We start from the raw sequence: 14,165 nt of genomic DNA, 5'->3' as shown, positions 1-14,165 counted from the left end.
GTCTCGTCCTCCCTCCGGTCAGCCATGGCTTGCCGCTTTGTCCGGCAGCAGCTCGGCGATCGCTCCCGCATGGGCCTGCTTCGGGAAGCCCGATCCGTGCTCGGTCTCGCTCGCCGAAATGGCGCTCCGCTGGCCCAACTGCTGAGATTTATCCACTTCGTCCTTCAGGATCGCCCACGCCTGCTGGCGAAGCTTGACGAACCGCTCCGAATTGCGGATATCCGCCGAACGCGGCCGCTCGAGCGGGATGTCGATCAGTTCCTTGACCTTGCCCGGCCGGGCCGTCATGACGGCGACGCGGTCCGCCAGGAAGATCGCTTCGTCCAGGCTGTGCGTGATGAACACGATCGTCTTCTTCTGCGAATCCCAAATGCGGAGCAGCTCGGATTGCAAGATTTCCCTCGTCTGCGCGTCCAGCGCCGCGAACGGTTCATCCATGAGCAGGACGTCCGGATCGTACGCAAGCGAGCGGGCGATCGCCACCCTCTGCTTCATCCCGCCGGACAACTCGTGCGGATAGCGATTCTCGAAGCTCTGGAGACCGACAAGCCGGATATACTCCCGCGCTATCCTCTTTCTCTCCTTGGAGCGGACTCCGCGTATTTGCAGCCCGACCTCGACGTTCTGCAGGACCGTGCGCCACGGAAACAGCGCGTAACCTTGGAACACGACGCCGTGCTTCTTGTTGACGCCATGGACAGGCTTGCCGTCGACGGCGATCTCGCCGGACGATTGCTTGGCTAGACCGGCCAACAGGTTCAGGAAGGTCGACTTGCCGCAGCCGCTCGGACCGAGAATGGCGAGAAACTCTCCTTCCTTGACCTCCAGGTCGAAGCCGTCCAGCACGCGGATCGGTTCTTTTTTCCCCGTCTCGTTCTTGGACTGGAATGTCATTTCGACTTGCTTAGCCGTTATTTTGACGGTCATCGCCGCACCTCCGATTCGTGGGTTCCATCCCGGGCAAGCGGAGACAAGCTCCGCCAGAACTCGGCGTACCGGCTTCTCAACAGCCGAACGGGATAATTCCGATACAGCTCCTGCGACAGCGCCAGCGAATCGCCTAAGGCGTGCTGCTCGTGCAGCGCCCTTCGCGCCGCAGCGCCGCTTCCGGCTAGCTGCCACGCCAGCTGCGCCAACGTCGGCTTGCCGGCAGCGGCGGCCGGGACGCTCGGATCCGCCAGGAACGCGCCTGCTCCGATCCTCTGAAGCGTCAGAACCGACTTGCCGTAATAATCGCCTCCCGCCTTCAGCGCCGCTTGCAGCGGAACGGGCGCCGGCAGCAGCACGCCCTCCGGGCCGGCCTCGGCCCCGAGCTCTGCGGCGTGCAGAAGCGCTCTCAGCGTCTCTATTCGCTGGATAAGCTCGCCTAGCTCCCCTTGAATGTGAAGCTCCCGGCCTAGGCCGGTCTGCTCCGCGAGCGCGAAGGCGGTGCCGCCGATCAGCTCCAGAGCCGCAAGCTGCCGGGACGCCCATTGGTAATCGGCGAGAGACTTGACGAGCGGATGGTTCAGCAGCCGGTTCAGGGCTTCCGTATCCCCCTCGAACAACAGCCTTTCCCGCGGAACCTTTACGTCGTCGTATTGCGCTTGAACGAGAGAAAACGATCCTTGAGGGACTTGAACGTTAGAGGAGTTATGATCGTTTGGAGCTTGTGGATCGTTTGGAGCGTTTGGATCGTTTGGATCGATTTGAACGTTTGAAGCGTTTGGATCGATTTGCGCGCCTTCGGCTCGGGCTTCCCCGCTTCCGGCGGGAAGCAGCCGAAGCCCTTCCGTCGCCGTCGACACGAGAACCGCGGCTGCCGGTTCCTTCGGGTCGTTCCCGCGAACGAATACGAGCAGCTCATCCGCGAACGCCGCTTCCTCGCCGAACGTTTGCGTTCCGCTAAGCCTGACGCCTCCCTCCGGAGCGAACCGCAAGACAGGCTGGCCGTTGCCATGACCGGCGAGCGGGTGGAAGGACGTCGTGATCAGCGCCCGCCGTTGTTCGCTTAGCCGATAGAGCCGTTGCAAGGAGCGGTCTCCGTTCGCTGCGATTGGGATTCCGGACGCGTGCAGGTGCCGTTCGTGCGCCTGCCAGCCGGCAAAAAGAGCATGCGCGTAATCGGCCCAGCCGGCCGCGAAGACGGAAGCTCCGTCCTCCAGCTCGTGCAAACCCGATCTCTTCCGCCTCAACTCCTCCGCCGTGCGGGGCAGAAGGTACGCTTGCTCGCGGAGCGGGCGATTGACATTAAGACCATGATCCCGTCCTAGCTCCCCTCGCCGTTCACCTTCCCCGGCCTTCGGATCCGGCCGCGGCGCCTTCGGATCTTGAATGATTGGCAACCTTTCATTCCCCCTTGACGATTCGGTTTAATTCCCTGATGTTCTCCGCATCTCCATGATCATTAAATAAGAAGCATCCTTCGCCGCGCCCGGAGAGCGCCCTCGTCCCCAGCCGACATGCTCCCGGTAGCTGCCAAGCAGCCCGGCTTGCGCCAGCTCCCGCTCCCCCGGCGTCTCGACCGGATGATCGTGGGGGGAGACGTAAAGGGCATCGACGGGACAGTACAGCTCGCACATGAAGCAGGTTTGGCAATCCTCCTGCCTGGCGATAACGGGCAAGCCCTCGGGCGACTCGTCGAAGACGCGGGTCGGGCAAACTTGGATGCATCGGCTGCAGGAGACGCATCGCTCGCGGCTGACCAGCTGGATCATCCCGCTTGCACCTCCCCCGCCGCTTGGCGAGCGGCGGATTCCGGCTTCACCCAGACTTCCTCCAAGCCTCCGGAGAGCAGCCGATAATGTTGGGCCGAATCCGTATCGGGATAATCAAGGCGCTTATGCATGCCGCGCGTCTCCTTCCGGGCCAACGCGGAGGCATACATCCATCGTGCCGTGGAGGCCATTGCTTGAACCTCCCTCAGCTTGACGGCATCGGCCGCCGAGTCAGCCAAGCCGCCGCGCGCTTCGAGCCATATTCGGTCCAATCGGGCAAGCGATTGCTTGAGCCCGGACTCCGTTCGGAACAGGTTGATCTCGAACGGTTCGACCTGCCGCTTCACGCCGGCGGCCAAGTCGCGAACGTCGCCATGGCTCACCGGAACGCTGGCCGATTCACCCGTCGGGCGAAGTCCCGATAACTCGCGTTTCCCGCTCAAGCGTCCCAATCCGAACGAATAGCCGGCCGCGGCTTCGCCCGACCAGGAGCCGGAAGACATCGCCCAAGCCGCGTTGTGGCTCCCTCCGCCCGTGAAGCCCCCGCAGATGAACTGGCGGGACGCCGCATCCCCTGCCGCATACAAGCCAGGTACGGCCGTCGCGCACGATTCGTCGATCAGATGAATGCCTCCCGTCCCTCGCACGGTACCCTCCAGACGAAGAGTGATCGGGAATTTCTGCGTGAACGGGTCGATGCCAAGCCGGTCGAACGACAAGAAGAAGTTCGGCTGAGCGAGCCTCATCCAGCGCCTCATCTCCTCCGTCGTCCGATCCAGGCAGGCATACACCGGCTGCGTCTGCAGCGTACGCGCGATGACGGAGCGCCCCCGCTGCGATCCGGCTCCTTCGATAAGAGTTCCGTCCCCGCGATAGAAGCTCGCCCACGTATAGAAAGCTGTCTTCGTAATCGTCGAGAAGGTCGGGCTTATCGCGTAGGCGTTCGAGAACTCCATGCCGGACAGGCACGCCCCCGCCTCCGCCGCGAATAAGTAGCCGTCGCCCGTAAGCACGTTGCAGCCGAGGGCGCTGCTCAGGAACGCGCACCCTCCGGAAGCGATCACGACGGCGCCCGCCTTGACGAGCCAAGGCTCTCCCGTTCGCAATTGCATGCCCCGGGCTCCGCCGACGCCGTAGCTGTCGGTCAGCAGCTCCTGAGCCGGGCAATGATCCCAGACGAGCACGCCCGCTTGCTTGACCCGCCGGCGCATCAGCTTCATGTATTCCGGCCCTTGCAGGCTGCGACGGTACGGCCGGCCATCCTCGTCGAGCGGAAAAGGATAGCCGGCAAGCGCCAGCTCGTTCATGTTCGCATAAGTTCGGTCCAGCACCCTGGCCATCCAGCCTCTATCCGCGAGGTAGCCTCCGAGCGCTTCACGGCTTCCCATCGCCTCTTCGCGCTCGCGGACTGTCGGCTCGACGTACCAGACCCCGGTTCCCGAAGGCGCCGTCGCCCCGCTCGTGCCGCAGTATCCCTTGTCTACCAGGACCACGCTCGCCCCTTTGGCGGCGGCCGCCAGAGCGGCCCACGTTCCCGCGGGTCCCCCGCCGATCACGAGAACGTCCGCCGACGCTTCCAGCGCCGGTCGGTTAGCGACTTTTCCCATGTGGCCTCCTCCTGTCATCGGTTCGTATAATGCAAAGAGGCCTCGTTCCCCCTTTCGGGGTGTTCAAGGCCTCCGGCTGTCCGGACGGTATCGGTATTTATTCGAGGCGAACCGGAGAGCGCCGCCGGGTGGGGCGGACGGGAGAGCCCGAGATGTTCGCGCAGGGTCTTGCCTTCGTACTCGGCGCGGAATAATCCCCGGCGCTGCAGCTCCGGAACGACCAGCTCTACGAAATCCTCCAGTCCTCCGGGCAAATACGGAGGCATCACGTTAAAGCCGTCGGCCGCTCCGCCGACGAACCATTCCTCCAGCTGGTCGGCGATTTGCACGGGCGTGCCGAGAATCTCGCGATGGCCTCGCGCGCCCGCTATGCGTTGATAGAGCTGACGGATCGTCAGATTGTCCCTTTCCGCCAAATCCTTGATCAGCTGGAATCGGCTCTTGCCGCCGTTGACCTGCGCGAGCTCCGGCAAATCCGGAAGCGGACCGTCAACCGGATAAGTAGACAGATCGAAGCTGATCAGGTTGGAAAGCAAACTTACCCCGGCTTCCGCCGGGATGAGACGCTCCAGGCTGGCTTTCTTCTCCGCCGCTTCCTCCTCGGTCCTGCCGATGATCGGGAATACCCCCGGCATGATGAGCAGATCCTCCGGAGCTCTCCCGTGCTTGGAGAGTCTCCCCTTGACGTCGGCATAGAAGCGTCGGGCTTCTTCGAGCGTCTGCCAGGCGGTAAAAATCACTTCGGCGGAGCTTGCCGCAAGCTCCTTGCCCGGCTCGGAAGCCCCCGCTTGAACGATGACCGGATAGCCCTGAACGGGACGGGCAACGTTGAGCGGGCCGCGTACCGAGAACCATTCGCCTTGGTGGTTAAGCGTGTGCAGCTTGCCGCGGTCGGCGAATATCGCATTGTCCTTGTCATAGACGAATGCATCGTCCTCCCAGCTGTCCCACAATCCCTTCGCGACTTGAATAAACTCCCGGGCCCGTTCGTACCGAAGCGAATGCAGGAGATGTTCGTCCCTGCCGAAGTTGTACGCCTCGGCCGAGTGGTTGGAAGTGACGACGTTCCAGGCGGCGCGCCCGTCGCTCAGATGATCGAGCGAAGCGAACTTGCGCGCGACGTGGAACGGCTCGTTGTACGTCGTCGACACCGTGGCGACAAGGCCGACATGCTCGGTAACCGCGGACAAGGCGGATAGCAGCGTAATCGGTTCGGGCCGCACCGCCACCGTCTGCGCGACCGCCTCCGGGAACGCCTCGGATACCGCGTACCCGTCGGCCAGGAACAGAAGATCGAATTTGCCTCGCTCCGCGATCTGCGCCAATCGCTTGTAGAACCGAAACTTCAGCACTTCGGAAGCTTCCGAATCCGGATACCGCCAAGCCGCGACGTGATGGCCGGGAGTCATGAGGAACGCGCCGAGCTTCAATTGTTTGGGCTTGCTCGAATTAACCGTATGTACCCCTCCTTTGATTGCAGCAGGAATTCCGGAACGCCAAAAAACCGGAAAACGTCTACTCGTCTAAAGTAGAGTCTCCGGTTGTCCGGTATCCCACTAATTCCTACTGGTTTAATTTGTTATGATGGTATCACGGATAATTCCTAACGTCAACGATTCCTTTGACCCAAAAATCCGCCTTCTTTCACCATGGCCAAGGCCAAACCGTCATAGGACGGGAGGTGGGCCGACGTCAGCCGCGGGTCCGTCGCGATAATCCGGTTGAACTCGCGGATGGCGACCACTGCGGGGCCTTGCTTGCTCGGGTTCAGCGTTCGCCCGCGGAGCAAGGTGTTGTCCGCCGCGATAACGGCTCGCGGGTTCGCAAGGCGGATCGCATACTCCAGGTAGACCGGGTAATTCTCCTTGTCCGCGTCGATGAAGAAGAAGTCGAACCTGCGCCCTTCCGCCTCCAGCTTGGCGAGGCTGTCCGCCGCCGCTCCGACGATCGTCTCGCTGCGGTCCCCGAAGCCTGCCGCCGCCAGGTTCGCGGAAGCCAGCTTGGCGAAGTCCGGCTTCAATTCGAGCGACGTCAGCCGCCCTTCCCCTTCCGGCAGGCCGCGAGCCAAGCACACGCCGCTATAGCCGCCAAGCGCTCCGATCTCCAGAAGGCTGCGGGCGCCCGTCGCTCCGACGAGCAGCGTCAGCAGCCTCCCGTAGCCGGGCTCGACGGAGATCTCCGGCATATCATGGTCTCGAATCGTCCGTTCGATCTTCGCCAGTTCGGCGTCTTGCTCGTATAACGAATCGAAATAGGCCTCCGGCGTCATCCCGGACAGGGCTTCTTCGTTCATGCCTCGCTCATCCTCCCTAAGCGCTGCGGCAAGCGCAGCCTCTCTCATCCCTCCATTGTAGCCGATTTGAGCCGTTGAAATCATCTATGCCCCCTCAAAGGTTAATAGTCCCAAATGCCCGCGCGGGTTTGAAAAGCAAGCCTTATTCGATATATACTTATTGAAGTTTTGTTTACGATTCGTTAACAAATGCCCTTATTCGAGCTCGTCTCGGGTTCGGGTCGAAAGGAAGCGTATTCCCATGATGACAATGCTGCAGACCGCGGCTCGCAGGGGCGTTCGGCTGTCCTGGGAAGGCATCCGCTTATGGCCTTACTGGGGAGCGATGCTGCTGATCGCGTCCATGGCCTATAAATTGAATTGGCTCGACCGCCAATTCGACGTCGGAGCGATGAACCACTGGAAGCGGACCGTCAACGTGGGCGCCATGGTGATCGCGACGTTCTGGACCGTGTGGCTCGGCCGGCGGGCACGCGCGGTTGCGCTCGCGCTTCTCGATCTAGTCCTTTCTTTTATTATGTTCGCGGATTTGATCTACTTCCGAACGTTCAAAGACTTTATCTCGATTCCCGTTCTGACGCAGGCCGGACAAGTCGGAGAGCTCGGAGACAGCATCAAGGATCTCGTCGAGCCGGGCGACTGGATCCTGTTCGCCGATCTGCCGGTAGCCATCCTGCTGACCGTGCTTGTGTTCTGGCTCGTTCGCCGCAGGAAGCGGCAGGGGTTCTCCTACGGGAGGGAGGAACGGCAGCCGCTGCTCAAGCGGAAGTCGCTGTGGGCCCGCCTCGCGCTCGGCGTCGTCCTTCTCATGGCGGGGATCTATATGATCGCGAATCCGGTCAACGAACAGAAGAACGGCTGGGCGCGCGGACTGTTCGTCGGCAACTGGTGGAACATTCCCATATACAACGTGACCGGTCTGTTCGGCTTCCATGGGTACGATGCCTATCGGTACGCGAAGGAGCACTGGATCGGAAGCGGACCGAGCGAAGCCGAGCTCGCGGAGACGACCGAATGGTTCGCCGACCGGGCGGAGCTCCGGAAGACGGCGGAGACCGAGCCGCTGTTCGGGGCTTATAAGGGGAAAAACGTTCTCGTCATCCAAGCGGAGGCGTTCCAATCGTTCGTGCTTAACCAATCCGTAGACGGAGCCGAGATCACGCCGAATCTGAACAAGCTGATCGGCCAAAGCCTTTACTATCCGAACTTTTATCATATGACGGCGCAGGGCCGTACGTCGGACGCGGATTTCCTGACGAGCTGCTCGCTGCATCCGATGACCTCGGGTTCGGTCTTCAGCCGGTTCGCGGACCATGAGTGGAACTGCCTGCCTCAGATCCTGAACGGGGAAGGCTACGACACGACGGTCCACCACGCTTACGACGGAAGCTTCTGGAATCGGACGAATATGTACCGAAGCATGGAGTACGGACAATTCTATACGATCAACGACTACGAGAACGACGAGCCGCTCGGCTGGTCGCTCGGAGACAAGTCGTTCTTCCGCCAGACGATCGATCAGATCAAGGCAAGAGGCCAAGAGCCGTTCTATTCTATGGCCATTACGATCTCCGGCCATCATCCGTTCAACATCAGCTCCTCCGCCGTCGACTTCGATGCCGGGGAATTCCAAGGCACGACGTTCGGAGATTATCTGGAGGATATGCATTACGTCGACGAGGCCGTAGGCGAGCTGGTCGAGAGATTAAAGGAAGAAGGCCTGTGGGACGACACGATTCTGATGTTCTACGGGGACCATGACAACTCTCTTTACGACATGGACGTCTACGAGAAGTTCTATGGCCGGACGCTGACGGATCAGGAGAAAGACGCCATCGTGCGCAAGGTGCCGTTCTTCATCCACTTCCCTAACGATGAGAACGCGGGCGTGAGCGAGAAGGCGGTCGGCCAGATCGATACCGCGCCGACGATCCTGCAATTGCTCGGAATCAAGGCCGAAGGCAACCCGCTCATGGGAGTCAGCATGGTCTCCTCCGCCGAGAGCCAGGTCGTGTTCCGCAACGGCGGCTTCGCCACGAGCAGCCTCTACTACATTCCATCCGGCGACGGAGTGACGGAGAACGGATCGTGCTATACGATGCCGGACGGAGCGAAGGCCGATATCTCCCTCTGCAAGCCGGGAGCCGAATCGGCGAAGCAGGAGCTCCGGGTGTCCGACCTCGTCGTCGAGCACGACCTGGTTCCGAAGCTTCGCGAATTAAACCGGGACGGGAATTATCAAGAGGAGAACGAATAATCGGCATTTCGGAACGCGGCGTCGCAGCCTTCCCGCTTCGACGCCGCTTCTCTTTTGCGAATGACGCCTCTCTCCGCGCCAATCTACATAATCCGATTTTTTGCGGGACAAAAGTTAATGAGACTTTTAGGTCAAATGCATAAATTTGTATTTTAATCTCGCTTAAAGTCGAAGATAATAGTCTCTGAGCAGCTAAACCATTGAAGGAAGAAAGAGGGACGTCATGTTATTCAATTCTTACCCATTCATCTTCATGTTCCTGCCCGTCACTCTGATCGTGTATTTCGTGCTGAACCGCCTTCGCTGGACGATCGCGGCCAAAACCTCGCTGACCCTGGCATCCTTGTTTTTCTACGGGTACTGGGATCCCGAATATTTGCCGCTCATGCTCGGTTCCATCGTATTCAACTATCTCATCGGCTGGTGGCTGGCGAGATGGTCCGACCGAAGCGTCGGCAAACGCCGCGCGGTGCTGATTTTCGGCCTTGTCGTGGACCTCGGGCTTCTCGGCTATTATAAGTACGCGAACTTCTTCCTGGAGAATCTCGGCGAGCTGACCGGGAATACGTATTCGACGCTCCAGATCATTCTGCCGCTCGGCATCAGCTTCTTCACCTTCACGCAGATCGCGTTCCTCGTCGACGCGTACAAGGGCAAGGCGAAGGAGTTCAATTTTATCAGCTATACGCTGTTCGTCACCTTCTTCCCGCACTTGATCGCGGGACCGATCCTGCATCACGGCGAGATGATGCCGCAGTTCGACCGCAAGCGCAACAAGGTATGGAACTGGCCGAACGTCGCCAAGGGCGTTTACATCTTCTGCATCGGCTTGTTCAAGAAGGTCGTCATCGCGGACACGTTCGCCCTTTACGCGAACGACGGCTTCGCCAAAGCGTCCACCTTCGCGGATTCCTGGGTGGCCTCGCTGTCCTATACGTTCCAGCTATACTTCGACTTCAGCGGCTACACGGACATGGCGATCGGCATCGCCCTGCTGTTCAACATCCGGCTGCCGCAGAACTTCAACTCGCCGTATAAGGCCGTCAGCATCACCGACTTCTGGAGACGCTGGCACATGACGCTGAGCCGCTGGCTGCGCGATTACATCTACATCCCGCTCGGCGGCAACCGCCGGGGCTTCTCCATCGCGAACCGCAACCTGATCATTACGTTCCTGCTCGGGGGCTTGTGGCACGGAGCCGGCTGGACCTTTATCATCTGGGGAGCGATGCACGGCGTCGGACAAGCCATTCAGCGCGTGTGGACGCGCCGAGGCAAGCCCCTCCCGACATGGCTGGCTTGGTTCATCACGTTCATGTTCATCAACGCGACTTGGGTATTTTTCCGGGCGGAAGACTTCCATCAGGCCTTGCGCATTCTGAAAGGCATGATCGGCTTGAACGGTTTCGGCTTCGATCAAATCGCGAACCTCAAAACTCCTATCGTGCTTATCGTTCTCTTCCTGCCGTTCGTGCTTATGCTCAAGAACTCCTCGGAGAAGGAAGCCACGATGCGGCCAAGCCTCAAGACCGCGCTATGGATCGCCGTGCTGTTCGTCATCTCCCTGCTCTATTTGAACCGGATCAGTACGTTCCTGTACTTCAACTTCTAGAAAGGCGGTCCTGTACCCATGACTACAATCGAACAATCCGCTCCCCGTGCAGGCCGCGGCAAGTCCCTGAAGCGACGTTCCCGGCGCATGGTAGGCTGGTTCCTGCTGTTCGCTTTGCTTGCGGCCGGCGCGGTCGTCTCCTTGACGGTGATCCTCGATCCGCTTCAGTTCTACCATAAGGTCACTTTGTACACGGCGCGCTTCTCGACCGAAGAGCGCTACCAGAACCCGGGCCTCGCCAAGAACTGGGATTACGACACGATCATCATCGGCACGTCCATGACCGAGAACTTCCTGCCGTCGGTAGTCGGCAAGGAGCTCGGAGGTACCGTGATGAAGCTGTCCATCGAAGGCTCCACCGCGGACGAGCACAACAAGATGGCCAAAGTCGCCCTTCGCACCGGCAAGGTGAAGAAGGTTCTCTGGGGGCTCGACTACTTCTCCCTGAAGGCGAATTCGTACGACAACAGCTCCAAGTTCCCGGCCTACATGTACGACGACAAGCTGTGGAACGACTATCCTTACCTGTTCAACTATTCGGTATTCGAGCAGTTCATTACGAGCATCAAGGCGAAAATGGACGGCTACGGGCAGCAGAATCTCGAGTACATGTACAACTGGAACCGCTCGGTCACGTTCGGCAAGGACCGGGTGGCCAAAAATTACGCGACGGCCAACGAGGGCGAAGCCTACTTCGGAATTAACGAAGAAAGCCTGGACGTCGTGAAGAAAAGCTTCAACGATAATATCCTGTCGCTCGTGAAGGAGAACCCGGACGTTGAGTTCTACATCTATTACCCTCCTTACAGCGTTCTGAGACAGGTTGTTTGGTACAACACGAACCCCGCCCGCTTCGAAAATCAAGTGGAGATGCGCAAGTGGATGTACGAGCAGTTCTCCCAGTATCCGAACGTCAAGCTGTACGACTTCCAGGCCGCGGGCGAGTGGACGTACGACCTCGACCTGTACAAGGATCTGTCTCACCACAAGCAGGACGTCAATACGTGGATCGCCGAAGCGATCGGCCGCGACGATCCCGCGTACCGCGTCACGGACGCCAACATCGACGAGCTGAACGACCGGATCGAGAGAGACGCCGAGACCGCCATCCTGAACAAGAACAACGACGTCGTGAACGTTAGCGTCACCTTGGACGGGGAGTCGCTGGTCTTCACGAACCGAGTGCTCGCCGAGGGAGAGAACGGCAACGAGCTGTTCGTTCCCGCCAAGCAGGCGGCAGCGGCCGTAGGCGCCGAGCTGAGCTGGGATCAGCCGACCAAAACGTTGGCGCTGCGCAAGGACGGCCAGGAGCTGCGCATGATCGTCGATTCCGCGGTCGCTACCGTAAACGGCGGCGAGAAGGTCGACATGGCCTTCGCGCCGAAGCTGGTCGGAGGCACCGCTCTCGTACCGGTAGGCTTCGTCTTCGAGCAGATGGGCTGGAAGGTGGCCGTCACTCAAGCGGATGAGAAGACGACAGAGATTGCGATTACGAAAATCGAGTAGGAGGCTACCCATTAGCTGAGTAGCCGACCTCTCACACCACCGTACGTACCGTTCGGTATACGGCGGTTCAACCGTTTAAGTGCAATTTGCGAAGATGCTCGTACCGAGCAGGGAAGTCATAATACCCTGCCTGTGCGAGCTTTTCGTTTGTTACAGAGCGATTCAGCACTGCGCTTCCGGCGATACGCCAGTAACCCAGCCTTGTATTTCCCCATTGGTAAGCCTGCCAGTCCGGTATCCCCAGCTTGCGCAGGTTTCCTACCCTCGTTCGCGGCTTCTTCCATTGCTTCCAGATGTACATGCGCATCCGCCTTCGGAGCCATTCATTCCAATCCTGCAGAATTCGTTTCATGTCGGCTACGTAGAAATGACCCAGCCATCCTCGAATGTAGACCTTTACTTCCTCCATCACTTGCCTAGCGTTTCTGCCTTGACTCCGGCTCGTCAGCTCTTTTAGCTTCTTCTTTGCTTTGGCGAGAGATTGCGGATGGGTGCGAATGTATACGCCTTTCCCGTTCTTTCCCAGCGCATAGCCGAGAAATTTAAAGTGCTTCCGTGCAACCACGCTGACGACCTTGCTTTTCTGCGTGTTCAGCTTGAGCCTTAGCTTGCCCTCTAAGTACTTCCGGCAGGATTCTAGAAGTCTCATTGCTGCCCGTTTGCTTTTCGCCAGCACGACGATGTCGTCTGCATAGCGGATGACGATTACACCTCGGCTTTCCATCTCCTGATCGAATTCGTTCAGATAGATATTGGCCAGTAGCGGTGACAGCGGACCGCCTTGCGGCGACCCTTCTTCTATCTCTCGTCGCACCCCGTTCTCCATGACCCCGCTTTTCAGGTATTTCTTAATCAAGTCTGTGACGCGCTTGTCTTGGATTTGTTTACGGAGCAGGCTCATCAATAGCTCGTGATTCAGCGTGTCAAAGTACTTCGAGAGGTCGATCTCTACTGCATGGCTGTATCCCTGTTCCGCGTAGGTCTTCACTTTCCGAATCGCTTGCTGCGCGCTCCGCTTCGGACGGTAGCCATAGCTGCCGTCTGAGAAGAGCGGTTCAAACAAGGGTTGCAGTTGCTGGGCGATGGCTTGTTGGATGACGCGATCTATGACTGTGGGGATGCCAAGCTTCCGCACGCCGCTTCCATCTGGTTTGGGAATCTCCTTGCGCCGCACTGGGCTTGGTTTGTATTTGCCATCCCGAATGCTTTGCAGGAGTTCGTCTCTGTGATCTCGCAGCCACGGCAATGTCGCCTCGACCGTCATTCCGTCGATACCTGGCGCTCCATGGTTGCTTTTGACCTGCTTGTAGGCCCTATTCAGGTTGTCTCTGTTTAGTATCCTTTCCAGCAGGTCGTCTGCACCGTCTCTTTCTCTACTCTCCCGAGCTCCGGCACTCCGCGCTCCCGCATACTCTTCGTGTTCCACACTATCCCTTTGAGGGCAGCCCTTTCGGTATTCTGCTTTCAATGCACCGGTTCTCCTTCCTGTAGGTACTCCAGACTTACGATTGTTCAGCCCTTCCGCTCACTGTTTTTTTTCCTCCGGTGCGCGTACTATGGCGTCTGCTGACTTCTCACAGCAAGCTTTACTCCATCTCTCGGATTTTTTTTCCTACTCGACGTCTGTGAGACCTCCCCGGGTAAGAGCGATAACTTTCCCCTCATCCATCTGCCACATTTACATGATGGGATTCGGGCAGTATTGGACTTTGCTTTGTTCAGCAAGCTCGTCCGTCCCATCATGCCTTATATGTGATTTCTGTACGTCAGACCGAGGGTTTGCCTCTGGCTTCCTTCAGATTCCGCCTCGCGACGGACACCCTTGCCTTTAGCTAACAGTTCCTACTGCCAAGCCTGTAGCGGACTTTCACCGCCTAGTTATCGCCCATGCCGGGCGCACTGATAAAAAAACGGCGTCAGGGAAATCCTGACGCCGTTTTTTTGTTTCGGGAGAGCGTTGCCCGGCTGAGGTGAGGGATAGTTCCCTTCCCTGCAGACCCGCTTGCCGCTTGCCGCTAGCCTTTTTATATTGCTTGCACTGATATTCCTGCTTGCTGCTTGCTGCTTCCTGCCTCCTGCTTGCTGCTTGCTTTACTTGGGCTTCTAGCCCCTTTCGCATCCGCACGATATACATGAATTTTCATGTATATTTCGGAATTTTTACCGATTCTGCGGTCAAGTCCATTATTGTGTG

10 protein-coding genes are annotated in these 14,165 nt (G+C 59.0%); 3 read left to right on the top strand and 7 right to left on the bottom strand.

Annotated features, from left to right (window positions below; all coding sequences use genetic code 11):
• Nucleotides 1-18 precede the first annotated feature (18 nt).
• The 6 genes from H7B67_RS18310 to H7B67_RS18285 form a co-directional block, all read right to left on the bottom strand.
• Entirely contained in the window at nt 19-927 is a 909-nt protein-coding gene (locus tag H7B67_RS18310) for an ABC transporter ATP-binding protein (protein ID WP_185121314.1), read from the bottom strand.
• Nucleotides 924-2,324 (bottom strand): 4-hydroxyphenylacetate 3-hydroxylase C-terminal domain-containing protein, encoded by a 1,401-nt coding sequence (locus H7B67_RS18305; protein WP_185121313.1) that lies wholly within the window; start codon nt 2,322-2,324, stop codon nt 924-926. Before H7B67_RS18305 ends, H7B67_RS18310 begins: the two co-directional genes overlap by 4 nt.
• Nucleotides 2,325-2,351: 27 nt before the next feature.
• Complete coding sequence (locus H7B67_RS18300) at nt 2,352-2,696, bottom strand: 4Fe-4S dicluster domain-containing protein (RefSeq protein ID WP_185121312.1); 345 nt, start codon at nt 2,694-2,696, stop codon at nt 2,352-2,354.
• Complete coding sequence (locus tag H7B67_RS18295) at nt 2,693-4,303, bottom strand: FAD-dependent oxidoreductase (RefSeq protein ID WP_185121311.1); 1,611 nt, start codon at nt 4,301-4,303, stop codon at nt 2,693-2,695. Before H7B67_RS18295 ends, H7B67_RS18300 begins: the two co-directional genes overlap by 4 nt.
• A 14-nt stretch (nt 4,304-4,317) precedes the next feature.
• Nucleotides 4,318-5,733, bottom strand: coding sequence for an LLM class flavin-dependent oxidoreductase (locus tag H7B67_RS18290; protein WP_281067820.1), 1,416 nt, complete (start codon nt 5,731-5,733; stop codon nt 4,318-4,320).
• A gap of 179 nt (nt 5,734-5,912) precedes the next feature.
• Nucleotides 5,913-6,596, bottom strand: coding sequence for an O-methyltransferase (locus tag H7B67_RS18285; protein WP_185121653.1), 684 nt, complete (start codon nt 6,594-6,596; stop codon nt 5,913-5,915).
• A gap of 241 nt (nt 6,597-6,837) precedes the next feature.
• On the opposite strand from H7B67_RS18285, the gene H7B67_RS18280 reads away from it, so the two are divergent.
• The 3 genes from H7B67_RS18280 to H7B67_RS18270 all read left to right on the top strand — a co-directional run bounded on the left by H7B67_RS18280 (nt 6,838) and on the right by H7B67_RS18270 (nt 11,971).
• A complete protein-coding gene (locus tag H7B67_RS18280; RefSeq protein WP_185121310.1) occupies nt 6,838-8,853 on the top strand; it encodes an LTA synthase family protein in 2,016 nt (671 codons plus the stop codon).
• Between the two features lie 223 nt (nt 8,854-9,076).
• On the top strand, nt 9,077-10,465 hold the full coding sequence (locus H7B67_RS18275) for an MBOAT family O-acyltransferase (RefSeq protein ID WP_185121309.1): 1,389 nt from the start codon (nt 9,077-9,079) through the stop codon (nt 10,463-10,465).
• 18 nt (nt 10,466-10,483) lie between these two features.
• Nucleotides 10,484-11,971: a copper amine oxidase N-terminal domain-containing protein gene (locus H7B67_RS18270; RefSeq protein WP_185121308.1), complete on the top strand. Its 1,488-nt coding sequence runs from the start codon at nt 10,484-10,486 to the stop codon at nt 11,969-11,971.
• A gap of 67 nt (nt 11,972-12,038) precedes the next feature.
• Here H7B67_RS18270 and ltrA read toward each other — a convergent pair whose 3' ends face one another.
• Complete coding sequence (ltrA, locus tag H7B67_RS18265; RefSeq protein ID WP_185121307.1) at nt 12,039-13,439, bottom strand: group II intron reverse transcriptase/maturase; 1,401 nt, start codon at nt 13,437-13,439, stop codon at nt 12,039-12,041.
• Between the last annotated feature and the right edge of the window lie 726 nt (nt 13,440-14,165).

This window comes from Cohnella thailandensis, from assembly GCF_014212135.1.
GTDB classification, from domain to species: domain Bacteria; phylum Bacillota; class Bacilli; order Paenibacillales; family Paenibacillaceae; genus Cohnella; species Cohnella thailandensis.
Note: the sequence above shows the minus strand (reverse complement) of the source record. Positions and strands in the feature narration are given on the sequence as shown.

Coding starts and splice junctions, on each gene's coding strand:
- H7B67_RS18280 (WP_185121310.1), top strand. CDS start 6,838: ATGATGACAATGCTGCAGACCGCGGCTCGCAGGGGCGTTCGGCTGTCC.
- H7B67_RS18295 (WP_185121311.1), bottom strand. CDS start 4,303: ATGGGAAAAGTCGCTAACCGACCGGCGCTGGAAGCGTCGGCGGACGTT.
- H7B67_RS18285 (WP_185121653.1), bottom strand. CDS start 6,596: ATGAACGAAGAAGCCCTGTCCGGGATGACGCCGGAGGCCTATTTCGAT.
- H7B67_RS18270 (WP_185121308.1), top strand. CDS start 10,484: ATGACTACAATCGAACAATCCGCTCCCCGTGCAGGCCGCGGCAAGTCC.
- H7B67_RS18275 (WP_185121309.1), top strand. CDS start 9,077: ATGTTATTCAATTCTTACCCATTCATCTTCATGTTCCTGCCCGTCACT.
- H7B67_RS18310 (WP_185121314.1), bottom strand. CDS start 927: ATGACCGTCAAAATAACGGCTAAGCAAGTCGAAATGACATTCCAGTCC.
- H7B67_RS18300 (WP_185121312.1), bottom strand. CDS start 2,696: ATGATCCAGCTGGTCAGCCGCGAGCGATGCGTCTCCTGCAGCCGATGC.